The sequence below is a fragment of the Nocardia brasiliensis NBRC 14402 genome, from assembly GCF_000308475.2.
GTDB lineage: Bacteria > Actinomycetota > Actinomycetes > Mycobacteriales > Mycobacteriaceae > Nocardia > Nocardia brasiliensis.
The window spans coordinates 146,204-172,764 of sequence record NZ_BAFT02000016.1; the positions used below are offsets into that span (position 1 = coordinate 146,204).

Annotated in this window: 27 protein-coding genes; 18 read left to right on the top strand and 9 right to left on the bottom strand. The window is 65.3% G+C overall.

Annotated elements, in window-relative coordinates; all coding sequences use genetic code 11:
* Window positions 1–2: 2 nt before the first annotated feature.
* Genes TY25_RS03580 through TY25_RS44405 form a run of 3 tightly spaced genes read left to right on the top strand, consistent with a single transcriptional unit; the run spans window position 3 to window position 2,280 of the window.
* Window positions 3–884 carry an AAA family ATPase gene (locus tag TY25_RS03580; RefSeq protein WP_042254056.1) on the top strand — a complete coding sequence of 294 codons (882 nt, stop codon included), beginning with the start codon at window positions 3–5 and terminating at the stop codon, window positions 882–884.
* Window positions 881–1,969 carry a VWA domain-containing protein gene (locus TY25_RS44400; protein WP_269082719.1) on the top strand — a complete coding sequence of 363 codons (1,089 nt, stop codon included), beginning with the start codon at window positions 881–883 and terminating at the stop codon, window positions 1,967–1,969. Before TY25_RS03580 ends, TY25_RS44400 begins: the two co-directional genes overlap by 4 nt.
* Window positions 1,970–2,013: 44 nt before the next feature.
* Entirely contained in the window at window positions 2,014–2,280 is a 267-nt protein-coding gene (locus TY25_RS44405) for a VWA domain-containing protein (RefSeq protein ID WP_269082720.1), read from the top strand.
* Between the two features lie 40 nt (window positions 2,281–2,320).
* On the opposite strand, the gene TY25_RS03590 is transcribed toward TY25_RS44405, so the two are convergent.
* Complete coding sequence (locus TY25_RS03590) at window positions 2,321–3,589, bottom strand: DNA cytosine methyltransferase (protein ID WP_042254057.1); 1,269 nt, start codon at window positions 3,587–3,589, stop codon at window positions 2,321–2,323.
* A 220-nt stretch (window positions 3,590–3,809) separates the two neighbouring features.
* Between TY25_RS03590 and TY25_RS03595 the strand changes: the two genes are divergently transcribed.
* Window positions 3,810–4,307 (top strand): very short patch repair endonuclease, encoded by a 498-nt coding sequence (locus TY25_RS03595; protein WP_226887222.1) that lies wholly within the window; start codon window positions 3,810–3,812, stop codon window positions 4,305–4,307.
* Between the two features lie 36 nt (window positions 4,308–4,343).
* Window positions 4,344–5,120, top strand: coding sequence for an NgoMIV family type II restriction endonuclease (locus tag TY25_RS03600; protein WP_042254058.1), 777 nt, complete (start codon window positions 4,344–4,346; stop codon window positions 5,118–5,120).
* 5 nt (window positions 5,121–5,125) lie between these two features.
* Here the strand turns inward: TY25_RS03600 and TY25_RS03605 are convergent, their stop codons facing one another.
* From TY25_RS03605 to TY25_RS03615, 3 genes are read right to left on the bottom strand one after another with little or no spacing between them, the layout of a single operon-like run.
* Complete coding sequence (locus TY25_RS03605) at window positions 5,126–6,976, bottom strand: DEAD/DEAH box helicase (RefSeq protein WP_172595817.1); 1,851 nt, start codon at window positions 6,974–6,976, stop codon at window positions 5,126–5,128.
* Window positions 6,973–8,415: a hypothetical protein gene (locus TY25_RS03610; RefSeq protein WP_042254060.1), complete on the bottom strand. Its 1,443-nt coding sequence runs from the start codon at window positions 8,413–8,415 to the stop codon at window positions 6,973–6,975. Before TY25_RS03610 ends, TY25_RS03605 begins: the two co-directional genes overlap by 4 nt.
* A gap of 51 nt (window positions 8,416–8,466) precedes the next feature.
* The gene (locus tag TY25_RS03615; RefSeq protein WP_088607311.1) at window positions 8,467–9,102 is read right to left on the bottom strand and encodes a KpnI family restriction enzyme N-terminal domain-containing protein; all 636 of its coding nucleotides are present in this window, start codon (window positions 9,100–9,102) and stop codon (window positions 8,467–8,469) included.
* A 433-nt stretch (window positions 9,103–9,535) separates the two neighbouring features.
* On the opposite strand from TY25_RS03615, the gene TY25_RS03620 reads away from it, so the two are divergent.
* Together TY25_RS03620 and TY25_RS42390 are read left to right on the top strand one after the other, a co-directional pair.
* A complete protein-coding gene (locus tag TY25_RS03620) occupies window positions 9,536–10,333 on the top strand; it encodes a hypothetical protein (protein WP_042254063.1) in 798 nt (265 codons plus the stop codon).
* Window positions 10,334–10,869: 536 nt separating this feature from the next.
* Entirely contained in the window at window positions 10,870–11,118 is a 249-nt protein-coding gene (locus TY25_RS42390; protein WP_201773636.1) for a hypothetical protein, read from the top strand.
* A 320-nt stretch (window positions 11,119–11,438) separates the two neighbouring features.
* Here the strand turns inward: TY25_RS42390 and TY25_RS03625 are convergent, their stop codons facing one another.
* Together TY25_RS03625 and TY25_RS03630 are read right to left on the bottom strand one after the other, a co-directional pair.
* Window positions 11,439–12,458, bottom strand: a complete 1,020-nt coding sequence (locus tag TY25_RS03625) for a Gfo/Idh/MocA family protein (protein ID WP_042254064.1) — start codon at window positions 12,456–12,458, stop codon at window positions 11,439–11,441.
* A gap of 49 nt (window positions 12,459–12,507) precedes the next feature.
* On the bottom strand, window positions 12,508–13,512 hold the full coding sequence (locus TY25_RS03630; protein ID WP_042254065.1) for a LacI family DNA-binding transcriptional regulator: 1,005 nt from the start codon (window positions 13,510–13,512) through the stop codon (window positions 12,508–12,510).
* Window positions 13,513–13,775: 263 nt separating this feature from the next.
* On the opposite strand from TY25_RS03630, the gene TY25_RS03635 reads away from it, so the two are divergent.
* The 10 genes from TY25_RS03635 (at window position 13,776) to TY25_RS03680 (ending at window position 23,092) form a co-directional block, all read left to right on the top strand.
* Window positions 13,776–14,675: a TIM barrel protein gene (locus tag TY25_RS03635; RefSeq protein ID WP_042254066.1), complete on the top strand. Its 900-nt coding sequence runs from the start codon at window positions 13,776–13,778 to the stop codon at window positions 14,673–14,675.
* Between the two features lie 7 nt (window positions 14,676–14,682).
* The gene (locus TY25_RS03640) at window positions 14,683–15,687 is read left to right on the top strand and encodes a sugar ABC transporter substrate-binding protein (protein ID WP_226887223.1); all 1,005 of its coding nucleotides are present in this window, start codon (window positions 14,683–14,685) and stop codon (window positions 15,685–15,687) included.
* A gap of 17 nt (window positions 15,688–15,704) precedes the next feature.
* Window positions 15,705–16,754 (top strand): ABC transporter permease, encoded by a 1,050-nt coding sequence (locus TY25_RS03645; RefSeq protein WP_042254069.1) that lies wholly within the window; start codon window positions 15,705–15,707, stop codon window positions 16,752–16,754.
* Complete coding sequence (locus TY25_RS03650; RefSeq protein ID WP_042254070.1) at window positions 16,751–17,560, top strand: ATP-binding cassette domain-containing protein; 810 nt, start codon at window positions 16,751–16,753, stop codon at window positions 17,558–17,560. The genes TY25_RS03645 and TY25_RS03650 overlap by 4 nt, the downstream gene beginning before the upstream one ends.
* Window positions 17,557–18,495: a 5-dehydro-2-deoxygluconokinase gene (gene iolC / locus TY25_RS03655; protein WP_042254071.1), complete on the top strand. Its 939-nt coding sequence runs from the start codon at window positions 17,557–17,559 to the stop codon at window positions 18,493–18,495. The genes TY25_RS03650 and iolC overlap by 4 nt, the downstream gene beginning before the upstream one ends.
* A 34-nt stretch (window positions 18,496–18,529) precedes the next feature.
* The gene (locus TY25_RS03660; protein ID WP_042254072.1) at window positions 18,530–19,423 is read left to right on the top strand and encodes a Cgl0159 family (beta/alpha)8-fold protein; all 894 of its coding nucleotides are present in this window, start codon (window positions 18,530–18,532) and stop codon (window positions 19,421–19,423) included.
* Entirely contained in the window at window positions 19,420–20,307 is an 888-nt protein-coding gene (gene iolB, locus TY25_RS03665) for a 5-deoxy-glucuronate isomerase (RefSeq protein WP_042254073.1), read from the top strand. The genes TY25_RS03660 and iolB overlap by 4 nt, the downstream gene beginning before the upstream one ends.
* A complete protein-coding gene (iolD, locus tag TY25_RS03670; RefSeq protein WP_042254074.1) occupies window positions 20,304–22,145 on the top strand; it encodes a 3D-(3,5/4)-trihydroxycyclohexane-1,2-dione acylhydrolase (decyclizing) in 1,842 nt (613 codons plus the stop codon). The genes iolB and iolD overlap by 4 nt, the downstream gene beginning before the upstream one ends.
* Window positions 22,146–22,317: 172 nt before the next feature.
* Complete coding sequence (locus TY25_RS03675; protein ID WP_042254222.1) at window positions 22,318–22,746, top strand: putative immunity protein; 429 nt, start codon at window positions 22,318–22,320, stop codon at window positions 22,744–22,746.
* A gap of 142 nt (window positions 22,747–22,888) precedes the next feature.
* Window positions 22,889–23,092: a cold-shock protein gene (locus tag TY25_RS03680; protein ID WP_014987157.1), complete on the top strand. Its 204-nt coding sequence runs from the start codon at window positions 22,889–22,891 to the stop codon at window positions 23,090–23,092.
* A gap of 75 nt (window positions 23,093–23,167) precedes the next feature.
* On the opposite strand, the gene TY25_RS03685 is transcribed toward TY25_RS03680, so the two are convergent.
* Window positions 23,168–23,812: a dihydrofolate reductase family protein gene (locus tag TY25_RS03685; RefSeq protein ID WP_042254076.1), complete on the bottom strand. Its 645-nt coding sequence runs from the start codon at window positions 23,810–23,812 to the stop codon at window positions 23,168–23,170.
* A 118-nt stretch (window positions 23,813–23,930) separates the two neighbouring features.
* On the opposite strand from TY25_RS03685, the gene TY25_RS03690 reads away from it, so the two are divergent.
* Window positions 23,931–24,425, top strand: coding sequence for a winged helix-turn-helix transcriptional regulator (locus TY25_RS03690; RefSeq protein WP_042254077.1), 495 nt, complete (start codon window positions 23,931–23,933; stop codon window positions 24,423–24,425).
* Between the two features lie 4 nt (window positions 24,426–24,429).
* Here TY25_RS03690 and TY25_RS03695 read toward each other — a convergent pair whose 3' ends face one another.
* Both TY25_RS03695 and TY25_RS03700 read right to left on the bottom strand, forming a co-directional pair.
* On the bottom strand, window positions 24,430–25,233 hold the full coding sequence (locus TY25_RS03695) for a nucleotidyltransferase domain-containing protein (protein ID WP_172595818.1): 804 nt from the start codon (window positions 25,231–25,233) through the stop codon (window positions 24,430–24,432).
* A gap of 47 nt (window positions 25,234–25,280) precedes the next feature.
* Window positions 25,281–26,492: an MFS transporter gene (locus TY25_RS03700; protein ID WP_042254080.1), complete on the bottom strand. Its 1,212-nt coding sequence runs from the start codon at window positions 26,490–26,492 to the stop codon at window positions 25,281–25,283.
* Window positions 26,493–26,561: the final 69 nt, after the last annotated feature.

The window sequence follows — 26,561 nt, forward strand, 5'->3', positions numbered from 1 at the left end:
CGATGAGTAAGTTCTTCGACTCCGTCGACGCGGTCACGCAGCGGCTCACCGCGGCCGGGTACCTTCCGTCCCTGGATATCGCCACCGCGGTCTTCCTCGCCGGGCACCTCGGCAAACCCCTCCTGATCGAGGGACCGGCCGGCGTCGGCAAAACCGAGCTCGCCAAGGCCGTCGCCGCCGCGGCGGCCGCCGATCTCATCCGGCTGCAATGCTACGAAGGCATCGACGAGGCCCGTGCCCTCTACGAGTGGAATCACGCCAAACAGCTGCTGCGCATCACCTCCGAGCGTGAAGACTGGGACAGCACCCGCGACCACGTCTTCACCGACGAGTTCCTGCTCGCCCGCCCGTTGCTCGCCGCCATCCGCAACCCGGACCCCACCGTGCTGCTCATCGACGAACTCGACAAAGCCGATGTGGAACTCGAAGGGCTGCTGCTCGAGGTCCTCGGCGACTATCAGGTCAGCATCCCCGAACTCGGCACCGTCACCGCCGTCCGCGCGCCGTTCGTCCTCGTCACCTCCAACGCCAACCGCGACCTCTCCGACGCACTGAAGCGCCGCTGCCTGTATCTCCACATCGACTACCCCACAGCTGAATTGGAGCGAGCCATCGTCCGGTTGAAGGTGCCGGAACTGGACGAAGCGCTCGGCGAACCCGTGGTGCGGGTCGTCGGCGCACTGCGCGAACTGTCGTTGCGCAAGCCGCCGTCCGTCGCCGAAACCGTCGACTGGGCACGGACTCTCGTCGCGCTGGGCGCGCGCGCCGTCACCGGCAACGTGATCCGCTCGACGCTCGGCGTGCTGCTGAAATATCAAGCGGACCACCGGATTGCGAGCGAGAAGCTGGGTTTGCCGGAGCCGGACGAAGGTGTATCGAGATGACTGTCGGCTCCCAGCCTCCCGAGACGATGACGGACCGTTTGGTCGAGTTCGTGGGTCTGCTGCGGGATCACGGCATCACCGCCGGCCCCAGCGAAACCCTCGATGCCGCAGCGGCAATGGTCGCGCTCGGCCTGTCCGACCGCAATCGGTTGCGGTCCGGGATGGCGGCGTGCCTGCTGCGCCGCAACGGCCAGCGTGCCGTCTTCGACCAGCTCTTCGACCTCTACTTCCTGACCACCGAGCAGCCGCAGGCCTCGACCCCCGCCACCCCGGAATCCATTGCCGCGCTGCGGGATCGCCTGGTGGCTGCGCTGGTAGACGACGATCCCGCAGCGGCCGCCGAACTCGCCCGCCAGGCGCTCACCGAACTCGGCGCCTACGGGGGCGCGGGCTCCGGTCGATCCACCACACCCGTCACCACCGCGTCCGGCGCAGGCTGGTCCTCCTACCTGACCATGAAATCCCTTCGCCCCGAAGAGCTTGTGGACCGCGTCGTCGCCGGCATGAGCGGCTCGTCGCCCCTCGATGACACCGTCCACACCATCGAAGCCGCCCGCCGCCTCAACCGATTCCGCACCGCCGTCCAATCCGAGGCCCGCCTGCGCTCCGCTCAACTGCGCGGCACCGAATACATCGCCCGCCGCGGCGTCGACACCAGCTCCGACCAGATCGATTTCCTCGGCGCCCGCGAACAGGACCTCGCCGAAATGCGCCGCCTGGTAAACCCTTTGGCCCGCAAACTCGCCACCCGCCTCGCCACCCGCCGCCGCAAATCCGTCCGCGGTCACATCGATATGCGCCGCACCCTGCGCCGCTCCATGGCCACCGGCGGCGTCCCCATCGACCCCGTCCTGCGCGCCCGCAAACACGGCCGCCCCGACCTCGTCGTCCTCGCCGACCTCTCCGGCTCCGTCACCGGCTTCTCCGAATTCACCCTCCACCTCGTCCAAGCCCTCCAAGACCAATTCACCAAGGTCCGCAGCTTCGGCTTCATCGACACCTGCGACGAAATCACTTCCCACTTCACCCCCGGCGACCCACCCACCCCCACCTGGCCGCCCGAATCATCCGCGAAGCCAACGTAACTCGCTACGGCAGCTCCAACTACGGCGAAGCGCTGCAAGGATTCGTGGACCAGTACCTCGAAGCCCTGGGCCCCCGCACCTCGCTGCTGATCCTCGGTGACGCCCGCACCAACCGCACCAACCCCAACCTCGAAGCGTTACAGGTGATGTGCGACCGAGCCAAGCACGCCTACTGGCTGAACCCAGAACCCTCCCGCTCCTGGGCCACGGGCGACTCCGCAGCCGAGGTGTACGCAGAGCACGTGACCATGCACGAGTGCAGGAATGTAAAGCAGTTAGCCGAGGTCATCGGGCGTTTGCTTCCCGCATGACCTCGGCTCAGGTATCGAGTTGACGGTGATCGCAAGCGGATCAGCCCAGCGTTGCCGCATCATCGGTACCCCACAGCTCGAACTGCTCCTGAGTAGGGCTGACGGGCGTAGGTGTCTTCTTCGTGCCGCGCTTGGTACTTCGCTGGTCGCGCTTCTTGGCTGCTTTCAGTACTTCGAGGATCGACTTGCCCACGGCTCTTGCTACGGGTGGTGGGAACGCATTTCCTACTTGGCGATACTGCGCGGTCTTTCCGCCCGAGAATTCCCACTCATCCGGGAAACCTTGAATGATAGCGGCCTGCTTTACAGTGAGCATGGGACCGTCGGGGCCGAAAAGGTCTCGGTCCTCGCTCCGCTTCTCTGCGCAGGTCTTGATGTCGTTGGCGACGCCCATTCCTGAGATGCCCAGTTGCTTCCAGGCGGTTTTTGCTCGGCTCGGCCCGAGATCTGCGCCGCCGTGCTTCTTGGATCCGCCGACCAGGGTGGGTGCGATGCCTCCTCCCTTGCCCTTGAGCTCAGCGTCGCGATCGGCCGCCTTCTTGCGCCACCGTGCGTAGGCGGCGTGAGCTCGCTTCGAGTGCTCACCGTCGAAGTACGCTTCGAACCGTTCCAGCATGGAGGATTCGAGGCTCTCCAGGACACTGACCGGGTCTTCATGTGTGGCAGTGGGCCATACGTATTCGAGGTCTCCGAGCACCTCACGGCGAAACGCGACGAGGATTGCACGAGGACGGAGCTGCGGTACACCGAAGTCGGCAGCTTCCAGGACTCCCCATTTGCAGACGACGTAGTCGAGTTGTTCCAACTCGTCCTGAATCAACTTGCGGTAGTCCGCAAATTTTGGATCCATGAGCCCGCGGACGTTCTCGATCATCACAGCCCGTGGTTGCAGGATCTCGACCAGCTCCAGCATCCGAGGGAAGAGGTCGCGCTCATCGTGTTTACCGAGCTGTTTTCCGGCATGAGAGAACGGCGGGCACGGCACGCCGCCGGCCAGCAGATCCAGCCCACGCTGGCGCAGTAGCCCGGAGCTCTTTTTCATGAGGGTGGTGTCGAAGGGGTCGAACTCTTTGACATCGGCCTCGAGGATGTCGCAGTGCTTCCGCTCCCACGTCCACAACTGGTGGTCTTCGATGTTGAGTTCGAGAGTTTTGGCCGCATACTGGTCGATCTCGACGAGCGCTAGATGGCCGAAGCCTGCCTGATGCAGGCCGACGGCCTGGCCGCCGGCACCGGCGCAGATCTCGATCGAGGTGAACTCGGGCTCCTTCGACGCCTTGGTCGCGCTCTTCGATCCACTTCGAGTCATGTCCTCGCCCCGTCGCGTCGAACGAGCAGGCTCATCATGCGATCCACCATCACTACGCCCCCAACGATCTGTTTGCTTGCGCAACTCTCTACGGCGCGAAGGTCGGTCACGCTAGTGCCTTTCGGTGTGGAGGCCTCGGTCGAGTGGTGGTGTGTGCGGGAGTATCTTTCAGTACTACACCTTCTTGCACCACACCCGCCTGCCCGGAACTGTGACAGATGTGACTGAGGAACGATCCGCCAGGGCCAGAGCCCACGAGCGCGGCCTCTACCCTGCGCCGCTCAACGAGGGCCGTTCGCGCAACATGCGAGCCAACCGGCGAACAGGTACCAAGCCGGAGATCGCGTTGCGAAGTGCGTTGCACCGGCTCGGCTACCGGTATCGCAAGGACTTCAGGCTCGATCTCGGCTCGATGAAGGTTCGGCCGGACATCGTTTTCACGGCCCGCAAGGTCGCGGTCTTTGTGGACGGCTGCTTCTGGCACGTTTGCCCGGAGCACGGACGGCAGCCGACGACCAACGAATGGTATTGGGCGCCAAAGCTTCGCCGGAATATGGAGCGTGATCGTGCCGCGGATGTTGCTCTGGCAGCGGAGGGTTGGAGGGTGGTCCGCCTCTGGGAGCATGTAACACTGGAGGACAGCGTGACTGCAGTCACCAGCGTCTTGGAAGACGGACCCGAACATGTGAGCGATCATATGGGATCGACGCGAAGATGATCAGCGGACGCTCCGGACAAGCTAGATTTGCCAGCTATGAGCGCCTCGTTCAGGACGGAGCTGCTGGGCTGGAAGCCGAGCAAGAAGAACAAGCTCGGCTGGAAGTGGGTTCCCAACTCCGCGGACGTCGACAACCCGACGAGCTTGCGGCTTGCGGCCCACGCGCTCGAGCAACTTGGTGCGCCGAACCCGAATTCGACAGATACAACGCCTGATGTGCCGCCGGTGAACCCGGGTGGCTTGCTCGAGACTATGGTGCTCGCGAACTTGGTCAGCGAGTTGCCGCTACTGGATCCTAGGCGGAAGTGGGATTTCGCTCGTGGACAGAGCATCGTCGGCTATGCGCAATATCAGCATCTAGCTGGTGTGGACGCAGCGATCGCCCACGATCCGAACCTCCGTGTGACACTTGGCACCGACTACCTGATCAAGCCCGACGTGCTGGTTGGACTGCTTGGCACGCCTACCAGCACAAGGCATCCGTGGCTTCACGCGGCAATTGCATGCAAATGGACTATTCGCTCCGATCGGGTGCAGAACATCCGCCACGAAAATGGCAACATGATCAGGCATCGCCGTGGACGATTGCCTCATCTCGTAACCGTGACGGCAGAACCGCTACCTAGTCGGCTTGCTTCGATCGCGCGAGGGACTGGCGAGGTCGATGCGACCTACCATATTGCATACGACGAGCTGTCGAATGCCGTTGCTGCATATGGTAGTTCAGAGCAGCAGGGTGCGTGGGAGGAAGTAACCAAACAGGGGAGACTGCTCGACTATCGGAACCTGGCCAAGGCATTGGTGGATTGGTAGCGCGATCACAGTGGGTCACGGCTGTCCTTTCCTGTGTCGAGGTGGCGTAGCAGCGCGCGTACATCTGCGGCGTCCATGCCGGCACCGGTTGCGGGTTCTTCCTGCAGGTCAGCGAGCTGCTGGACCCCAGGATCATCGAGGATTCGGCCCATGAACTCGAGTTTCTCGTCCAGCCGCAGCGCAACTATTTCATCGACTGTGTGGCGGGTAGCCAGAATCGTTACACGCGTCTCGGTACCAGGTGCCAAGCCCAGGCGGTGAATGCGATCCAAGCTCTGCAGGAACCGTCCGGCCATGAAATCACGGTCCACGTACACGGCATCATGGCAAACCTGATGGAGATTGATGCCCTCGCCTAGGGTGGCAGGATTGGATAGCAAAACATGACAATCTGGATCTTGGCGAAAACGGCGTAGCTGTTCGTCACGATCGACGGTTCCGCCATAGACGACGGCCGGATTATAGCCTTCAAGCAATTTCTCGAGGGTCGTAAGACTCCGAACGAATGTTGTCCACACCAGCGTTTTGCGACCGTTGGAAGTATTGTCCGCAACGATCTGCAGTGTCTCCTGGTACTTCGGTGACAGCCCCAGACTCGGAAGTTTCTGCAGAAGCTCGAAAAGTGAGTCTTCGGGGGAAGGTTCCAGCGGCGGAAGTCGATACTCGAGCGGTTCGTATTGGCTCGCTCCTTCCAACAGCAGAGCAGGACTGATGGCCGCCATGAGCAGCCGAAGCATTGCCCGGCCCAGCGCTTCGATACTGCCGCGCGAGCCTTCCGCGCGAGCAGAAAAGTTGCCCTTCAGAGCCTCGTAGATCTCTGCGTGCACTGGAGGCATGCTGATATAGCGGATCTTTGGCTGGAACGGCGGCAGGCCGAGCTCGTCTTTGGTGGTGCGTGTGAACAGAGGGCGGAGAATTGTGCTCGCGTAGGCAAGATCTCCACCCCCGACAGCCTCGGTGACCACTCGTTTTCCATGCCCTGGCCATACGAACGACAGCAAGTTCTCGAGATCCCTTGCCCCATTGGGGGCTGGTGTACCGGTTAGGATCAGCCTCCTATTCGCCAACGGACCGAGAGCGAGGCATGCGGAACCATAAGTGCCGCTGGCGCCGAGCTTCATACGGTGGGCTTCGTCGAGCACCACCATCGACGGTCGTGCCCGCAGCCAATCAGCCAGGTTGCCCAGTGAACGGTCGAGCCGCTCGTAGTTCACGATGCGGAGCTCCGCGAGGGGGTCGTCTACATTTCCCACCACGCCGGTGCGTAGCGGTTCTTTGAAGCATGTGGAGCTTTCGAACTCCCAGGACTCGTAGGCCGACTTCGGTCCAACGACCAAGAGCCGTTCGGCCTCCCCGCGCTCGCGCATAGCCGCATAGACCGCGAGTGCGACGCGTGTCTTGCCGGCGCCGGGGACACTGAAGTTGGCACCGTGGCGCAGTGAGAGCAATCGAGCTATGTCGCGCTGTTGAAACGAGGTCAGGTCGGCAGTCCATTCTGTGCCGAGCAAGTCGATGACGTCAGTCAGCTGGACAGCATCGGCAGGGCCCTCTGGACGTCGGTCCTCGAGATTGTGCTCTACGGTCTCAGCGTCATCGAGCACCCCGTTGACAAGTTCGATGAGATCAGGAGCCCAGTCGACGTCGGGGTGAATCCAGGTAGCCAGCTCGTTCAGATTGACCAAAAAGTCATCGAGATCGACCTCCGCGGAGAGCGGACCGCGTTGTCCCCTTGTCGCGATTCGAGCTGTGAGCTGGGCAAAGTCGCTTTGGAAGGCAGGCAGGGTTCGCAACTCGACCCGTGTGCGCGTGACGTCGAAGCCTAGACGCAGGGAGGGTGCGCTATTGACATCACTCACGACTGCGGTCGCTTCACATCCAGCGCGGCGATCAGCCATGAAAGTCCCTCGCCAGGGAGGTCGATAGTGCGTTGTGCCTCAATTGCCAATTTGTCGAGGACTGCACGGAGCTGAACAAAAGCATCGTCGAATGCTCCCTCATCGAGACTGGCACTGCCCCGAGATAGCACCAGGTCGGTTATGGATTGCTCCAGATCCTTGCAGGCCTCGACGATCCGGTCAGGCGCAGCAAGCTGTTTCTTCCTCAGCCGAGCATCCCGACCTGCAGAGTCGATGGCCTCGTCGAATGCATCGCGAACCGATTTGATGGTCTTTAGCGCAGCCGTATGCTCGGTTGAAGACGCTGCGGTGCCAACGGACTCGATCGTCTTCGCCCGCAGGACGACGTCGGTGAATGCACGTGCCGCTGCCACCTCTGCTCCTGCTGCCTTAACTGATCGATTCAAGCCTGGAATCTGAACGGTAGAAGGAGTGGTAGTATCGGCCGCTTTGAACTCTTCCGGCAATGTCCTGTCCAGGTACCGGCTATGGAAATCACCTCCGATGGTCCGGACGTCTGTCTTGGAAAACTCCAGCACGATCGCTGCAAGACGGGCTTCCTTGAGAAGGTCAGCCTTTTCCTTGCTCTTGCTGTGCTCCTTCTCATAGATTCGATATAGCTCAGCGAGTCTTTCTTGGGCACCCTCGAAATCCATCAATCGTAGAGATGCTCCTCCAGGGGTAGCGCTGCGTTTGATTAGATCCTGTAGTTGCGCAAAAACCCAGATATCGCGTTCGCACGCCTTGACTGTGGAGTGGAACGCCTTGGCGATCGCCGAGAGCTCGCGATTGAGCTGAACTCTTTGCTCGTCTATTGCCAGCAGACGGTTGATATATGAGTAGTCGCGTCTCTTATCGGGACGCAACTGGAGTGAAATCTCGACGTCGTTTATGTCGTCCCAGGTGCAGGACTCCGGCAGTACGCCGACCCGCATGCTGGTGGCGCCGATATCGGCATCGGGATCACGAAGTGCTGCGCAGCGTGTATTTCCATTGACGAGTATGCCGTCGCGGGTGATCAGACCCGGCTCGATCTGCTTGTGTTGTTTGAGGCTGTCGATCAAGGCATCGAAGTCAGGGTCGCGGTGGTCTGGCTGCGCTGGGCGAACAGTCAGCAAGTGCCGCAGATAGTCTTGCCCTTCGGAACTCCACGGATCTGCACTGAGGGCAGCATCGCGATCTGAATCCAGACTTCGCTGCGCGCGAATCCGATGCGTGCCAGGGTTGTAATAGAGTACCTCTAGCGGCATGTCGATGACCTCGACGTGCAGCGGCCGACCGCGCCATTCAACAGTCAAGGTCTCTGCGACGCCAGCATTTTTGTGCTGCTCCTCAACCCGCTGGTCGACCAGCGAGCGCGTGCTGGCAGCGTTCGGTGGGCTTCCGAAGTCGGTGAACATGTCTCAAATTCTCCTCAGTAGGAACGGTAGCGTGTCCGCGGCGCCATGTTGTTATTGCAGAGCGGCACGGACCTTCTCCCGGGCGTCTGCCGGCAGTGTTCGGTAAGCCGCCCATAATTCTTCCGCATCACTGAAGTTGCGCGCGTCTTGCTCAACCCAGCCGGCGAGCATCTTCCGTTCGTAGACGGGCAAGCGGGTGACCCGTGTGAGGACATCATCGAGGTTCGCTGTCAAATCGCGTCCTCCGACGCGGCAACGGTTGCATTCGATCACCAGCTGCACGACAACTTCACCCGTAGGCATCCGTACCGGACGGCGAGCGACATCAAGCTGCGACGTGACGTAGGTTCCGGCGTACTGCTCGCCGGGACCGATTCCACATGAACGACATTTGTGCCCGTCGCGCATGAGCAGGGCGTGCCGCTCAGCGGCAGTAACGGTTGCGCCGGCCTTCCTCGTCGCCTTACCCGGCTCCCACACCGGGTCGCCTTGCTTTACGAACCGTTGCTCGTGTGACCCGAGCGCGGGGTCCTCTCGGTTGGTGTCGATGCGCCAACCGAAGTCACGCAAGTCGCGCATGCGCCGATCGATCTGCGACGTTCCGGGAAACGCCTCACGAAGCTGTGACTTCGTGAACAGCTCGCCGACGCCGACGGACTGCACCAGCCAGAGCGCTACGCGTTTCATAGCGCCTAGCTGGGGATCCTCCCATGACGGCACAGCCATATTGAAACCCACCTTCCACGGTCAAGGGACGAGCCGGACTCCTGCAAGCGCCCAACTGGTTGGGCGTGGATCGCTGGTGTCGGCTTCCTTAACTACTGAACAGCATCGGCCCGTGGATCGGGGACGTGATCGTGTCCTGAAAGAAAGTGGGACACGTGAAGGTGGTGCGGATCGACATTACAGACTCGTGTCCCGAAAGTGTGGGTTCCGTGTCCCGACTCCGGCTTTCCCGAAACTCCACTGTCCTGGATATCAGGACAGTGGAGTCTATGGTTCGAAATCTGGGACAGGCGCAGAAATTTTCGGCATGAAAGTAGGTCAGGCGAAACTGGAGGAACCTATTGGAAAGGAACGTTCCACGAAGGAGAATGGCAAGGTTCGTACCAACGACTGAATGGAGGCGATCCGTTTGCCGCAGCTAGGGAAGTTTGCTGACCTCGACCGCAACAAGCTGTCGCAGGAGTGGCTGGAGCTCGCCGAGGCGATACGCGATTTGATAGGCCTGACCGGCCTCTCCTGCAGAGCCATCGTGGACGCTGTCGCGGAGAGATTGAAGGAGTTGAAGAAGGAGCTGAGCGCTCGGGCGGACGAGGCCCGTGCGGACGAGGTGCGCGCGGAGCTGGCCGAGCTCAAGAGTAGGTACCTGTCCAAGTCGGTCTTGGCCGACCTGGCGAACGGCAAACGGAAGCGCCCGAAGGCGATACACCTTCGGGAACTGCACAGTCTTGCGCTGGTTAAGGCGGGTCCGGGCGCTGTCATCTCGTGGGACGATCTCGAGCGACTCCGGGAGCGTGCGGCCGCAAAGCCGGCTGAACGGACCATCTCCGCTGCCGCCATCACTCCGGTCGTTGCGCCGGTCCCCCACTCTAAGGGGGACCGGCGCAAATTCGTGACCCCCGACGTCGCGTGGCCGCCTGCCAAGGATCTCGCCGTGTACATCTCGGTCGGCAACTTCGAGCGGGCCAACGGTCTCATCCGTTATGTCGGCAGTGAAGCCCCGCCAGCGGAGACGGCGAACGCTGTCATTTCTTGCCGTGACCTGGGCATGGCTGAGGCGACGGAGACCATAATCACCTACGCCGGAAACCGGTCGGAACGCGACGTGCTGCGCATCCTTCATTCACTTAAACAGCATGATCGACGAGCCGACGCTGACGCGCTTTTGGATAACGTGCTGGCGCGTGCAAGCTAACAGCGTCCTCTAGGAACCCGTCAGTGACGTCTCGATCGACGGCGTAAGACCTCATGGTTGTGGCGCCCGAATGGGAGCCATGGCGTACTTTGCTGCACGGTCGACACCCTGTGCGGCCAGTTATGACTGAAACTGTTGTCGCCGAAGCGTGATCGTGGTCATCGCGCACCCTGCAATCCCTTGCTCGATTGGGTGTTTCAGCCGGCTTCATCAGCTAGTCGGTCGTGCTACTCACGGAAGCAGTGATTGTCTGTCCATCGACGACTGCTCGACCCTGCGAATAGACCCTCCAGCAGAATCGACCGCTTTATCGATAGCAACTATTGAGCATCACGCTTTCTGGCCTTCGGGCCATGCGTTAGGAGCGCTGCCCCCACCCGGCCAGGGGCGGGGACAGCTTCGGAAACCCCGATCTACCTCTATCGACGAACCAGAACGGAGCTCACATGAACAGCGTAACCAGGTCAATCGGCGAGCCAGCTACCGCGTCGCTGGCAGCTGTCTGGCCATCCCCTTCGCCCCCGCAGGAGAAGCATGTGATCACGGCGAATCCGGGCGTTGCCTTGGCAACGCCGCCTATAGAGATCGAAGCCAAATTGTCGGACGATGCGCCTGTAGCGGTGCTGTCCCTGTGCCTCCTGGTCGCGGTGGCCACCATCGTCGGGCTACTGACCGTGATTTTGAGCAGGATCGACGCCGCATCGCCCGCGAGGGCTGCGTTGTGCGGAGGAGCTGCTTTTGGGTCAACGCTGATTATTGGGCTTGCGGTGATAGCGCTGTTCTAGTGCCGACACGTTAGCCATCGGGCCTTCGAGTCGATTCGCAAGTTCGGTGGCCGATCTACCAGTCGATCGATCATGGTTGTCGTTCATCCGTCGATCGTGGGGGGATTACGGTCGCGATCCGTCATGTCCTTCGGCGATCCTGGCGTCAATTGCGGCGGCGTGCTGAAAGGTCGTCACGCCAACCTGTTCGAGGAGACGGCGCGATAGGAGGGGAGCTTCTGCAGGCTTTCCGTCTAGCGATGCTCACCGACCAAGCTGTTCCTTCCAGCGGTGGAGCCGGCTGTAGCCATGCCTACAGCCGGCGCCGACATTTCTCAAGATCAGCGGCGGACTCGGGAGACTTGAACCGGCCGCCCCTCCCGCCGTGAAAGCTCACACGCCTCGGCCACATAAAACGCCTCCAACGCATCCACTGGACTGCAAGGGTTTTCGAGCTTCCCCGTCGCCACCGCAACGAACGCGACCAGTTCGTCGGTGTACGCCCGGCGGAACCGCTCCATGAATCCGGGGTAGGCGGGGAAGGTGGAGGGGAGGTAGTCGGGTTCTACCGAGGTGAGGGGGGAGCGGTCGTCCAAACCGACTATGGCGTTTCCTTTGGCGCCGAGGGCTTCTAGGCGGACGTCGTAGCCTGCGCCGTTGTAGCGGGTGAGGGAGACAGTGGCGAGGGTGTCGTTGTCCAGATGCAGGATGACGGCGGCGGTGTCTACGTCGTTGGCGGCGGTGAAGAAGGGTTCGCCCTGGTTGGTGCCGGTGGCGTAGACGGAGACTATTTCGCGGCCGGTCACCCAGCGGATGATGTCGAAGTCGTGGACGCCGCAGTCGCGGAAGATGCCGCCGGAGCGGGGGATGTAGTCGGCGGGGGGTGGGGTGGGGTCGAGGGTGGTGGCGCGCAGGGTGTGCAGCCAGCCGAGGGAGCCGGCGGCGACGGCGTCGCGGGCGGCGCGGTAGCCGGCGTCGAAACGGCGTTGGAAGCCGATCTGCACTGGGACGGTGGAGGATTCGAGGTGGTTGAGGACTGCGAGGGTGCCTTCGATGTCGGCGGCGACGGGCTTTTCGCAGAAGACGGGGATGCCGGCGGCTACGGCGCGCAGGATGAGTTCGGGATGGGAGTCGGTGGCGGTGGCGATGACGATGCCGTCGAGGTCGGCGGCGAACAGGGCGTCGAGGTCGGGGGCGAATTCGACACCGAGTTTGGTGGCGGTGGCGCGGGCCCGGTCGGCGTCGGCGTCGGCTACGACGACGTTGGCGACATTCGGCAGATTCTTGAGGGTTTCGGCGTGCGCGGTGCCGATCCGGCCGGTGCCGGCGAGACCGAGGGTGACGGCTTGATGGGATGACATCGGCTCTCCTCCTGAGAACGTGCGGAACTGCCTTGTGGGCAGCGAGAATTCAGTTGCTGGGGGCGCCGGTCGTCGCGCGGACGACGAGCGAGGGCTGCAGGCGGCGACGGACCGGCTCGGTGCGGTCGTCGCGTAGCCGTTCGACTAGCGCTTCGATGGCGAGACGGCCCATTTGGATGCGCGGCTGATCGATGGTGGTGAGGGAGACGTGGCGCAGCGCGGCGAGCGAAGTGTTGTCGTAGCCGACGACGGAGACATCGTCGGGCACGCGTAAACCGGCTTCTTCGAGCGCGGACATGGCGCCGACGGCGTTGAAGTCGTTGCCGCACACCAGCGCGGTCGGAAAGCTGTCGCGGGAGAACAGATTCAGCAGTTTGCGGACCGCGGCGATACCGGCGGCATCGGTGTGTTCGCTGGGGATCACCATCGGCTCGAGGCCGTGCCGTTCCATCGCGGCGCGGTAGCCCTTGCGGCGCGGCGCCGCGGTGAACGCGCCGCCGCCGTCGAGGTGCACGATTCGCCGATGCCCCAGGCAGACAAGATGATCCACGGCCAAAGCGGCGCCCACCTCGCCGTCGTCGTTGACGGTGTCGACGTCGGGAATGGCCGAACTCCGCGACACCAGGACCAGCGGAGCCTGTTGTGCCGCATCGCGAATGGCGGCGGCGGGCAAAATCGGCGAGAGCAGGATGATGCCGCCGGGACGGAACGCGAGCAGACTCTCGAGGGCGCTGCGTTCGCGAGCGGCGCTGCGCCGGCCGGTGTTGAGGATGAGTTCGAGGCCGGATTCCTGTGCGGCGGTGTCCATTCCCTCGACGACATCGGCGAAGAAGGCGTTGCGCAGGTCGGAGACCATGACGCCGACGATGTTCGAGGTCCGGCTGGCCAGCGAGCGCGCCATGATGTGCGGTTGGTAGCCGAGATCTTTCGCGGCTTGCAGCACGGCACGGCGACGATGTTCGCTCACCTTGGGGGAGTTGCGCATGACCAGAGATACCAGCGCCCGGGAGACGCCGGCGCGCTCGGCGACATCCTCCATGGTGGGCCGTGCCATGTCGCCTCCGTTCCCGGTTCGATGATGTGTGCAGTGTCGGACGTTACAAGGTTGGAGCGCGCTAATCAATAGAGCGCTCTAATCGGACTATCGGCGCGATATGGTTTCTGATCGTTTCGCCTGATCGGCCATGTATTACCAGGTAGTAGCGATATTCTGGCCAACGGGCGCCCTCTTGACACACTATGACCCACGTTACATAGTTGGAGCGCTCCAATCGCATGGAGCGCTCCAACTCGACATCGAAGGTCGGAGAAGTCCTGATGACCGAACCGCTCTACCCGCTGCGCATCGCGGCCGCACCAATCTCCTGGGGAGTCTGCGAGGTTCCCGGTTGGGGGCACGTGCTCGACGCGCGCACCGTCCTCGCGGAAATGGCTGCCCTCGGCCTGACCGCCACCGAACTCGGCCCGCCCGGATATCTGCCCCGCGACCCCGACGAACTGCGGTCGCTGCTGGGGACGTTCGGCATCTCGTCGGTGGGCGGATTCCTGGCGCTGGTGCTGCACGAGGCGCCGGAGCGGGCGATCGAAGCGGCCCGGGAGTCGATCGCCCTGTTCGCCGCCACCGGCGCCGACGTGGTCGTGCTGGCCGCCGCCACCGGGCTCGGCGGATACGATGCCCGCCCGCAACTCGACGACGACGAATGGCGCACCCTGATCGGCACCGCCGCCGCCATCCGCGATATCGCCACGGAGCACGGCCTGCGCACGGTGCTGCATCCGCACGTCGGTACGCATGTCGAGACCGAGGCGGAAGTCGAACGCTTCCTTGCCGATTCGGAGCTCGACCTGTGCTTGGACACCGGCCATCTGCTGATCGGCGGAACCGATCCGGTGCGGCTCGCGCAGCGCCATGCCGACCGGATCGGGCACGTGCACCTGAAGGACGTGCGCATCGCCGTTGCCGACGAAGTGCGAGGCGGTGCAATGGAATACAGCGAAGCAGTGCGGCAAGGCCTGTACGTCCCACTCGGCGACGGTGACGTCGATGTCGCCGCGCTGGTGCACAGCATGCAGGCCGCGGGCTACCGCGGCTGGTACGTGATGGAGCAGGACACCGCCCTGCAGCCCACCGACTCGGCGGAGTTGCCGAGCCGGCATACCGAACGCAGCCTGCGCCACCTCGCGGGCCTCGTGTCGACGGCCGCACCGATCCAGTAGGGAAGTGATGACAACGATGTCTCATCGACTGCACCGCGGGTGGCAACGCTCGTGCCGCCTGGTGCCGTGGCTCGCCGCGGCCGCGGTCCTCGCCGCGTGTAGCGGGCCGGGCGCCGACGTGGTCGCGCCGAGCCAAAGCCCCGTTGCCGCGGGCACATTGAACTCGGTCGCGGTGGTCACGCACGGCAGCCCGGGCGACGCGTTCTGGAACGTGGTCAAGAACGGCGCAGAGGCGGCGGGTAAGGATCTCGGGGTCCGGGTCGAATACAACTCCTCGGGCGATCCGAGCCAGCAGGCCAAGCTCATCGACAACGCGGTCGCCCAAGGCGTGGACGGGCTGGTCGTCTCGATGGCCAACCCTGACGCGCTGCGGCCTTCGATCGAAAAGGCGGTCGCCGCGGGCATTCCGCTGGTGACCATCAACTCCGGCGAGGCGGAGAGCGTCAAGTATGGCGCCATCGGCCATGTGGGACAGAGCGAGTCGCTGGCCGGGCAGTCGGCCGGCAAGCGACTGGCCGACGCGAAGAAGACCAAGATGCTCTGCGTGATCCACGAGGCGGGCAATATCGGCGCCAACCAACGCTGCGAGGGGGCGAGCAAAGCCTTCGGCAACGCGGCGACACTCCAAGTGGACATCAACAATCCGACCGATGCGCAGTCCCGCATCAAGGGGGCGCTGGAGGCGGATCACTCGATCGACGCGGTGCTCACCCTGAACTCTCAGGTCGCCGCCCGCGCCGTCGACGCGGTGCAGGAGTCCCGCTCGGCGGCCACGGTCGCCACCTTCGACCTCAATACCGATGTGGTGGAGGCGATTCGCGGCGGCAAACTGCTGTTCGCGGTCGACCAGCAGCAGTACGAGCAGGGCTACCTGCCGGTGGTCCTGTTGCAGGCCTACCGGACGAACCTGAACACCGTCGGTGGCGGCGCACCGGTGCAGACGGGTCCGGCCTTCGTCGACAAGAACAACGTCGATGCCGTCGCCGCGCTCGTGGCACAGGGCACGCGGTGAGGTCAGGAGTGAATGAGATGACTACTGCCACAAAAACGACCGAGACCACACCGGCCGCGCAGGACGGACCGTCTCTGCTGCAACGGCTCGCCGTCCGGCCCGAGATCGGCGCCGCACTCGGCGCACTGCTCGTGTTCGTGTTCTTCTCGATCATCACCGAGCGCTTCCTGAGCCCGCTCGGCGTCGCGACCTGGCTGGACGATTCGTCGACGCTCGGCATCATGGCGGTCGCGGTGGCGCTGTTGATGATCGGTGGCGAATTCGATCTGTCGGCAGGTGTGATGACCGCTTCGACGGCGTTGGTCACCGCGTTGCTGGCGGTGCACGCCGGATGGAACGTCTGGTTCGCGCTACTGGCCTCGCTGGTGCTGGCCCTGCTGGTCGGCGCGTTCAACGGCTGGCTCGTGATGCGCACCGGGCTACCGAGTTTCATCGTCACGCTCGGCACTTTCCTTGCGCTGCAAGGCCTCAACCTCGGCGTGACCCGCCTGGTCACCGGAACCGTTCAGGTGTCGGGTATTCGGAGTGCCGAGGGCTACAACTCGGCCGGGTGGGTGTTCGCCTCGACGTTGAACATCGGCGACGCCCGGATCCAGGCCTCGGTCATCTGGTGGATCGTGCTGACCGCGATCGCCGCGATCGTGCTGGTGCGCACCAGGTTCGGCAACTGGATCTTCGCGGTCGGCGGTGCGCTGCCGAACGCGCGGGCGGTGGGCGTGCCCGCCGATCGGACGAAGATCATCCTCTTCATGACCACGGCCTTCGCCGGCTGGGTGGTCGGTTCGTGCAGCATCCTGCGCTTCGCCAGTGTGCAGGCGAATCAGGGCGTGGGGCTCGAACTGCACTACATCATCGCGGCGGTGGTCGGCGGCTGTCTGCTGACCGGTGGTTTCGGTTCGGCCGTCGGCGCCGCGATCGGCGCGCTGATCTTCGGCATGGCCCGCCAGGGCATCGTGTTCGCGCGCTGGGACAGCGACTGGTTCATGCTGTTCCTGGGCGTGCTCCTGCTGGCGGCGGTGCTGGTCAACAACAGATTCCAGAAGCGAGCCGAAAGGGTACGCCGATGACTACAGCAGCGCGGGGCGATGCGACGGGCGTCCCCCTCATCGAGGCGATCGACCTCGGCAAGAGCTACGGCGGTGTGGTCGCACTGCAAGAGGTGTCGACCGTGGTGAACCCGGGTGAGGTCACCTGCATCCTGGGTGACAACGGCGCGGGCAAGTCGACGCTGATCAAAATCCTTGCGGGCGTGCACCAGCACGATCGGGGCGAGCTGCGGATCGAGGGCGAGGCGGTCCGATTGTCCTCCCCGCGTGCGGCCTTGGATCACGGCATCGCCACCGTCTACCAGGATCTGGCGGTGGTCCCGCTGATGAGCGTCTGGCGCAACTTCGTGCTCGGCTCGGAGCCCACCGTGGGTTACGGCCCGTTCCGGCTGCTGGACCGCGCGAAAGGACGGGCGATCGCGCGTAAAGGTCTGTCGGACATGGGTATCGAGTTGCGGGACATGGAGCAACCGGTCGGCACGCTGTCCGGCGGGCAACGGCAGTGCGTCGCGATCGCGCGGGCCGTGCACTACGGCGCCAAAGTGCTGATCCTCGACGAACCGACCGCCGCGCTGGGCGTCAAACAGGCGGGTGTGGTGCTGAAATACGTGGTGCAGGCGCGGGATCGGGGCCTAGGCGTCATCCTCATCACGCACAACCCGCATCACGCCTACCCGGTCGGCGATCGTTTCCTGCTGCTCAAGCGCGGCGCCATGCTGGGCTCGTACGAGAAGTCGGAGATCGATGTCTCGGAGCTGACCCGGCAGATGGCGGGCGGAGCCGAATTGGACGCGCTGCAACACGAATTGCAGCGGGTGGTGTCGTGACCGCCCTGGAGGTGCTGACGATCGGCCGCGTCGGCGTCGACCTCTATCCGCAGCAGAGCGGCGTCGGCCTCGCCGAGGTCGAATCGTTCGCGAAATCGCTGGGCGGCACCGCGACCAACGTCGCGGTGGCCGCCGCCCGGCTCGGCCGGGACAGCGCGGTGCTGACCAAGGTCGGGCCGGACGGTTTCGGGGACTATGTACGAAAGGCGTTGGGTGCGTCCGGGGTCCGCGCCGACTACGTGTCGACCGCCCCGGACCTGCTGACGCCGGTGGTGTTCTGCGAGCTGAACCCGCCCGCCGACCCGCCGCTGCTGTTCTATCGCGCGCCCATCGCGCCGGATCTCACGCTCACCGTGGACGAGGTGCCCTGGGACGTAGTGGATTCGGTGCCGCTGCTGTGGGTCACCGGGACGGGCGTCAGCGCGGAACCCGGCCGCGGCACGCAGCGCGCGGTGCTGCAGCATCGCGCACGTCGCGGGCACACGGTGCTCGATCTCGACTATCGGCCGATGTTCTGGCCGGATGTCGCGACCGCGCAGCAGGAGATCGGTTGGATGATCGATCACGTCACCGTGGTCGTCGGCAATCGCACCGAGGTCCAAGTCGCCGTGGGCACCGCCGATCCCGATGCGGCGGCGGACCGGCTGCTCGCGCGGGGCGTGCGGCTGGCGGTGATCAAGCGGGGTGCCGAGGGCGTGCTCGTGGCGACCGAATACGAGCGCTGGACGGTGCCCCCGTGCCGGGTCGAGGTGGTGTGCGGGCTGGGTGCGGGGGATGGTTTCGGCGGCGCCCTGATCCACGGCCTGCTCTCGGACTGGGATCCGCACCGCATCGCCACCTACGCCAATGCCGCGGGCGCACTGGTGGCCTCGCGTCTGGCGTGCGCCGATGCCATGCCGACGGACGCGGAAATCGAGGAACTGCTATGCCGCTGAATCAGCGGGTGAACCCGGAATCGGAGGAACTACGGTGCATTTGACCGACGAACGCTGGCGTGAGCTGCTGCGCGTCCGCGCGACGGACCCGGCGGCGGTCGAACGGGCCTATGCGAAGCGGGTGCGTCGCGCGAATCTGCTCGCGGACAAGCAAACCCTGTTTCTGGTCGCCGCCGATCACCCGGCCCGCGGCGCCCTGGGCGTCGGATCGGACCGCACCGCCATGGCCGACCGGCGCACGCTGCTGGAGCGGTTGCTGATCGCGCTCGCGCACCCGGATGTCGACGGTGTGCTCGGTTCCCCGGATATCGTCGAGGAACTGCTGCTGCTGGACGCGCTGGACGACAAGGTGGTGATCGGCTCGATGAACCGCGGCGGTCTGGCCGGCGCGGAGTGGGAGATCGACGACCGATTCACCGGCTACGACGCGGACTCGCTGGCCCGGTTCCGCCTCGACGGCGGCAAAATGCTGCTCCGCCTGGTCGATTCGGATGCGGGCACGGTGCCGACCCTGCAGGCCTGCGCGCAGGCGGTCTCGGAACTGGCCGCGAACGGGTTGATGGCGATGGTCGAACCGTTGCCCTATCACCGCAACGAGTCCGGGTCGCTGGTGATGAGCAAGGACGCGCCGTCGCTGTCCAGGGCGATCACGGTGGCCTCCGGACTCGGCGTCACCTCCGCGTACACCTGGTTGAAGATCCCGGCCCCACAGGATGTTTCGGTCCTCGACGCGACCACGCTCCCCGTCGTGGTGCTGGGCGGCGCCCCGTCGGGTGACCCCGCGGCCGACCTCGCCTTCTGGGATGGCGCGCTCGGCCACGACGTGGTCCGCGGTCTGGTCGTCGGTCGCACGCTGCTGTACCCGCCGGACGGTGACGTGGCCGCGGCCGTCGACCAGGCGGCGAAGATGCTGCGGGAGGCGCGATGAAGCTGCACCGACCGGCCGGAACCCTCGGTGCGGGAAACGATCCGGTCTTCCTCGCGCCGCAGGACGCCGGCTGGAACTACACCGGGCTGCGCGTGCTCACCTTGGCGCCCGGCCAGACCCGGGTGTTGCGTACCGGCGAGTTCGAGGCGTTCGTGCTCCCGCTGTCCGGGTCGTGCACGGTGCAGGTCGACGACATGACCTTCGAATTGGCCGGCCGGGACTCGGTTTTCACCCGGGTGACGGATTTCGCGTACGTCCCGCGTGACGCCGAAGTCACGCTGCACGCGCAGGGCGCGCTCGAGGTCGCACTGCCGATGGCCCGTTGCGCGAACCGGCTGACCCCGAAATACGGTCCCGCCGAGCAGGTGCCGGTCGATGTCCGCGGCGCGGGCCGGGCCACCCGCCAGGTGACCAACTTCGGGGTGCCGGGGGTGTGGGAGCACGCCGACAAGCTGAACGCCTGTGAGTTGATCACCCCCGACGGCAACTGGTCGTCCTATCCGCCGCACAAGCACGACGAGGCGAGCGACTGCGAGGTCGTCAACGAGGAGATCTATTACTTCCGCATCGCCGGACGCGACGGCATCACCCCGTCCCGGACGGGTTTCGGTATGCACCGCACCTATACCGCCGACGGCCTGCTGGACGAGAACGTCGCGGTGCGGGACGGCGACGTCTTCCTGGTCCCGCACGGTTATCACGGACCGTGCATCGCCGCGCCGGGCTACCCGATGTACTACCTCAACGTGCTCGCGGGTCCGGGGCCGCAGCGCTCGATGGCCTTCTGCGACGACCCGGCGCACAGCTGGGTACGCGGCAGCTGGGACGACGAACCGCGGGATCCGCGCTGCCCCGTCACCACTCACGAAGGACGGATCGGATGAAACTGACTGCGGCACAGGCCCTGGTCGCGTGGCTGGTCGCGCAGCGCTCGGAGACGCTGGACGGTCGCGAAGTCCCGCTGTTCCCGGCGGTTTTCGGCATCTTCGGGCACGGGAACGTGCTCGGTCTCGGTACCGCGCTGCACGAGCGGCGCGACGAGATCCCGGTCTGGCGTGGCAATACCGAACAGGGCATGGCGCTGGCCGCGGTCGGCTACGCGAAGGCGACGCACCGGCGCCAGGTCGGCGTCGCGACCTCCTCGATCGGTCCCGGTGCGTTGAACATGGTTACCGCGGCCGGCGTGGCGCATGCCAATCGTCTTCCCCTGCTGCTGCTTCCGGGCGACACCTTCACCACCCGCGCGCCCGACCCGGTGCTGCAGCAGGTCGAACATTTCGGCGATGCGACCGCGACGGTCAACGACGCGTTCCGCGCGGTGAGCCGGTACTTCGATCGGATCACCCGGCCGGAGCAGTTGATTTCCACACTGCCGCAGGCAGTTCGGGTGCTCACCGATGCGGCCGACGCCGGCCCGGTGACGCTGGCCCTGCCGCAGGATGTACAGGCCGAGACCTACGACTTCCCCGACGCGCTGTTCGCGCCGGTGGTGCACCGCCTCGTGCGTGCCCGTCCTGATCGCCGCGCATTGGCCGAGGCCGCAGCGGCGTTGCGTGCGTCGACGCGACCGTTGCTCGTGCTCGGGGGCGGCGTGCGCTATTCGGGCGCAGGCCGTACCGTCCTGGAATTCGCCGAACGCCATGGCATTCCGGTGGTGGAGACGACGGCGGGTCGCACGCTGGTACCGCACGCGCATCCGCTCTACGGCGGTCCGCTCGGGGTCACCGGCTCGGCCTCCGCGAATGTCATGGCCGCGACGGCTGATCTGGTGCTCGCGGTCGGAACGCGGTTGCAGGACTTCACGACTGCGTCGTGGACCGTGTTCGCGCCGGACGTCCGCCTGGTCACAATCAACGCGGCGCGCTTCGACGCGGTCAAACACGGCGCACTCGCGGTGGTGGGCGACGCCGACGCCACCCTCACCGACCTGACCGAGCAGTTGGCGCAATGGCGCGTCGACCCGCAGTGGACGTCCCGCGCCGCCCACCATCGCGGCACCTGGGACGCGCATATCGACGACCTCCGCGCGCCCACCCCGGGCACACCGAGCTACGCCCAGGTGGTGAGCGTCGTCAACGAGCTGAGCGGCCCGAGCGACTACGTCATGACGGCCTCGGGCGGCATGCCCGGCGAGCTGGTCGGCGGCTGGCGGGCCACCGGTGCCACGCCGACGATGGACGTGGAATACGGCTTTTCGTGTATGGGCTATGAGCTCGCGGGTGCGTGGGGCGCCGCCATGGCACATACCGACGGTTTGGTCACCACGCTGCTCGGCGACGGTTCCTATCTCATGTTGAATTCCGAACTTTTCTCCGCGGCTTTCGCCGGGCATCCGTTCGTCGCAGTGGTCTGCGACAACGACGGTTATGCGGTAATCGCCCGATTGCAGGAAGGCCAGGGCGGCGCACCATTCAACAACTTTTACGCCGATTGCCGCAGCACCCATGCCGACCCGCCCCGGGTGGATTTCGCCGCGCATGCGCGAGCGTTGGGTTGTGCCGTGTATACCGCGACCGACCTGGCCGAATTCCGGGCCGCCTATGCCGAGGCCAGGACTGCCGCGATCCGGGAATCCAAGCCCGCGGTGCTGGTCGTCCGCACGCAACCGTCCTCCTGGACCGAGGCGGGGGCGTGGTGGGAGGTCGGTGTGCCCGAGCATCTTTCCGGGCGCGCGACGCACGCCGAGGCCAAGCCGCGTCAGGTGCGATACCTCCGTTCCTGACCGAGATGTGCTGCGCGACACCGGGAAAAGTCGTAGGATGACTTATCGGCGTCTGGTGCAGCGGGCGTCGACGGCCATTGCGGCACAGGGCAACTGGATGTGAACCAAGGATCGGCGGGTGCTCGTCGAAGAGGAGTGGGGCCGTGCGGATCGAGGCGATCGGAGCGGGATCATGACCCTCAACCGAGGCGACCACACCGCATTGGCGCTCTGGGCCGCCGCCTGCGCCGAACATGTGTTGCCGCTGTTCGAGCGCGCACGCCCGGACGACGCACGGCCGCGCGCGGCGATCGAGGCGGCGCGCGCCTGGGTGCGCGGCGAGCTGACCATGCCCGAGGCGCGCCGGGCCGCGTTCGCCGCGCACGACGCGGCGCACGGGCTCGAGGGCGCGGGCGAATACGCGGCCCGCTCCGCCGGACATGCCGCGGCCACCGCGCACGCCGCGGGCCATGTCGTGCACGCCGCCAACTATGCCGTCAAGGCCGCCCAGGCCGATTCGTCGGAGGACAGCGACGAACGCGCCTGGCAGGAATCTCAGGTGCCCGCGCGGCTGTTTCGCGTCGTGTTCCCGGATCGGGGCCTGTCGGAGCATGGGAGGTGAGGGCCACACCCCACCGTGAGGGTTGGATTGCTCACAGTTGGTGGGGGTACGTGTGGAGAAATTCGTCGGATCATGGCATCGTTGATCTACGAGACCAGGACATTCCATTGTCAGAATCTGGCTCGTCTACAGAAAGTATGAAATGGCTCAGGGCATTGTGAAGTGGTTCAACAGCGAGAAGGGCTTCGGCTTCATCGCGCAAGACGGCGGAGGCCCCGACGTCTTCGTGCATTACTCGGCTGTTAGCGGCTCGGGTTTCCGGTCCCTCGACGAGGGGCAGCGCGTGGAGTTCGAAATCGGCCAGGGTCAGAAGGGCCCGCAGGCGCAGGACGTTCGCGTTCTCTGATCTCGCTCCCCAGCTTTTGAAAGGCCTCACACCGGCTCGGTGCGGGGCCTTTCACCGTTTCCGGGGACCTGCCGGTCAGGACTTGCGGGTGAACTGGACGTGGGTGACCGCGGGGGAGCAGACCACGGAACTCACCTGGTAACCCGGCAGCGTGCCGAGATCGTCGTAGAGTCGTTCGCCGCCGCCGAGCAGGATCGGGACCACCGGCAGGTGCAGTTCGTCGACCAGGCCGGCCCGCAGGAACTGACGTACCGTGGCGGCACCGCCGCCCAGCCGGACGTCCTTGCCGTCGGCGGCCGTAAAAGCTTGCTGGAGCACCTTTTCCGGCGTGTCGTTCACGAAGTGGAAGACCGTCCCGCCCGCCATCGGCAACGACGGACGCGCGTGATGGGTCATGACGAAGGTGTCGTGGTGGTACGGCGGGTTGTCGCCCCACCAGCCCTGCCAGTCCTCGTTCTCCCACGGGCCGCGGATCGGCCCGAACATGTTGCGGCCCATGATCGTTGCGCCGATGCCCGCATCGCCCGCGCGGATGAAGTCGTCGTCGATGCCGCTCTCGCCGCCCGCGCTGCCCGTCATTTCGCGGCCCGCTCGGGTCTGGAACACCCACTCGTGCAGGCGTTCGCCGCCTTCGCCCAGCGGATTCTCCGGGCTCTGGTTCGGTCCGGCGACGTAGCCGTCCAATGAGATCGCCAGATTGTGTACACGGAGCTTCGGCATGATGCTGTCCTTTTCACTACTGGTTGCATTTCGCAATCGCTTGTGCACAGCGTAGGGGCAACTGGTTGTATATTGCAAGCAGAAGTTTCGAAGGGATGCCGCGGGACAGGAGTGGTGGATGCGCGACGAGGGACGCTCGGGCTGCCCGATCAACGCGACGATCGAGGTCATCGGGGACCGGTGGACCCTGCTGGTGCTGCGTGACGTGATGTTCGGGAACAGGCGCTACTTCCGGGAACTGCTGGCCGGGTCGGAGGAGGGCATCGCCTCGAACATCCTGTCCGACCGGCTCAAGCGGCTGGTCAGCGCGGGCTTGCTCAGCCGAGAGGACAGCAGGCCCGGGCAGAAGGCGGAATATCGGCTGACCGAGGCGGCCGTGCAACTGGTGCCGATCATGGCGCAGCTCGGCTCGTGGGGGTTGCGGCACCGCCCGACGACCAGGCGACTGCGGGTGCGCGCCGAACTGCTCGAACAGGGCGGCCCTGACCTCTGGGCGGACTTCATGGACGAACTGCGCGAATCCCACCTGGGCGTACCGCGCCCGGACCCTGAACGGCCGACCGCCACCGGCCGGCTGGCCCAGGCGTACGCCGCCGCGCTCGCCGAGGCGTAACCCGCTAACGCGTGGCTTCGCGGCGGAAGAACTCCGCCGTGCGAGCGCGCGCGTGCGCCAGGTCCGGTTCCCGGGTCTTCGGGAAAGCGTCTGCGGCCAGGTCGAATTCGGTCGCGATGAACGAGGCGATCGGCACCGGCACTGTGCCACTGCCCATTTCGCGGGTCCGCGACTTCAGTTCGGTCAACTCCGCTACGGCGGCGACCAGATCTGCGGGTAGCTCGCACTGGTCCATCAGGGTCGGCAGATGCATCGGCGCGACCGCCGCGTCCGGATGCTGACGCAGCCACCGCAGCGCCATGGCGGGGCGCAGCGAATAGAACACCTTCTTCAGTGATCTGTTGCGGTCGAACAACTCCCACTGCTTGCTGCCCAGATGCAGGTAGTGCCGGGCTACCCGGCTGCGGTCGGCGACGTCGTCGGCCAAGGCGCGGAGTTCGTCGCGGAACGCGGGGTCGCCGCGGTACACGATCGGCGACATCAGCCATTCGATGAGCACCGCGTTGCCCGCGACCAGCAGGCGCAGCGCCTTGGCGAGGTCCCAGCCGTTCACGTCGAGCAGCCCCGCCAGCGGTGTCTCGATGACATCGCGGGTGCGCCAAGGGGAAAGGTAGGTGTCCAGGCTCGCCACGTAGACGAACCGGCAGTCGTAGTCCGAGTCGGGAGACGGGAAACCCCAAGCACGACTACCGCTTTCGATGGCCAGCCGCACCGAGACGCGATACTCGCGCGCGATCCGGTCCAACTCGTCGTCGATGGACCCGACCACGGTCGGGTCCATCGAGGCGGGAACGGCGCGTAGGGACATGGGCCGATGCTATGCGGCCGATGATCTGCGCCGCACCTCGTTTTTCGCTATCCGCGCTGCTCGGACCGGCCCGGTGTGGGGCTGACGGTGGCGATCGCCAGCGCGATGAGCACCAGCACGCCACCGAGCCACATCGCCGAGGTGACGCCGAACGCGTCCGCCATCCGGCCGCCGAGCAACGAGCCGAGCGCGATGGCGCCGTTGAAGACGCCCGCGTTCAACGAGGACGCGCCCTCGTTGGCGTCCGGTGCGGCGGCGAAGACCCAGTTCTGCGCAGTGACCGAGACCCCGCCGTAGGACAGGCCCCACACCACCATGAGCACCACCGCCAGGATCAGGGATCCGCCGAGTATCGGCACCAGCAGCACGGTGGCGGCCAGGGGCACGCCGATGGTCAGCAGGGTCCGCCGCGGATTGCGGACGCCGGTGCTGCCCGCGCCGAAATTGCCTAGTACACCGGCGATTCCGTAGATCAGCAGCAGGGTGCCGATGGTGCTCGCGCCGACCCCGGTCACCTTCTCCAGCAGTGGACGGATGTAGGTGTAGGCGGCGAAGTGCCCGGTCACCAGGAAGGCGATCACCAACAGTCCGGTGCTCATCTGCGGTCGTCGGGTCAGGCGCAGCGCGGCGCGCAGTGAAACGCCCTGTGTCGCGGACAGTTTCGGCACTACCGCCGCCGCCGTGAGCAGCACCGCGAGTGCGAGCCCTGCGGTGACGACGAACGCCGTGCGCCAGCCTGCGAGCGCGCCGAGGTAGGTGCCGGTCGGGACGCCGATCACCGAAGCCACCGCGACACCGCTGAACACCAGTGCGGTCGCGGTGCCGACCGAGCGCGCGGGCACCAGGCGCGCCGCCATGCTCGCCGCGATCGCCCAGACGCCGCCGATCGCGATGCCGACCAGCACCCGCGCGCCCATCATGACGCCGAAGCTGGGCGCCCAGGCCGAGCCGAGATTGCCGAGCACCAAGACCGCGAGCAGTCCGCACAGCACGAGCTTGCGGTCGATCCGCCGCAGTGCCGCGGGCAGCAGGGGTGAGGCCGCCGCCGCGACGAAGCCGGTCGCGGTGAGCGAGAGTCCGGCCGCCCCCTCGCTGACCCGCAGGGTGTCGCTCATCGGGGTGAGCAGGCCGACCGGGAGCATCTCGGAGGTGACGACCGTGAACGTGGCGCCCGTCACGGCGCCGACGCCGACCCAGCCGCGCCGCGTCGAACCACCCGCTTGCGGTGCTGGACTCGTGACTTCTCGAACCTGTGTCATGTCTCCAGACAACGGCTTCGGCCGGGGTGGAAACAACGGCGAAGGTCTCATCGTTCTATGAGCTGGACT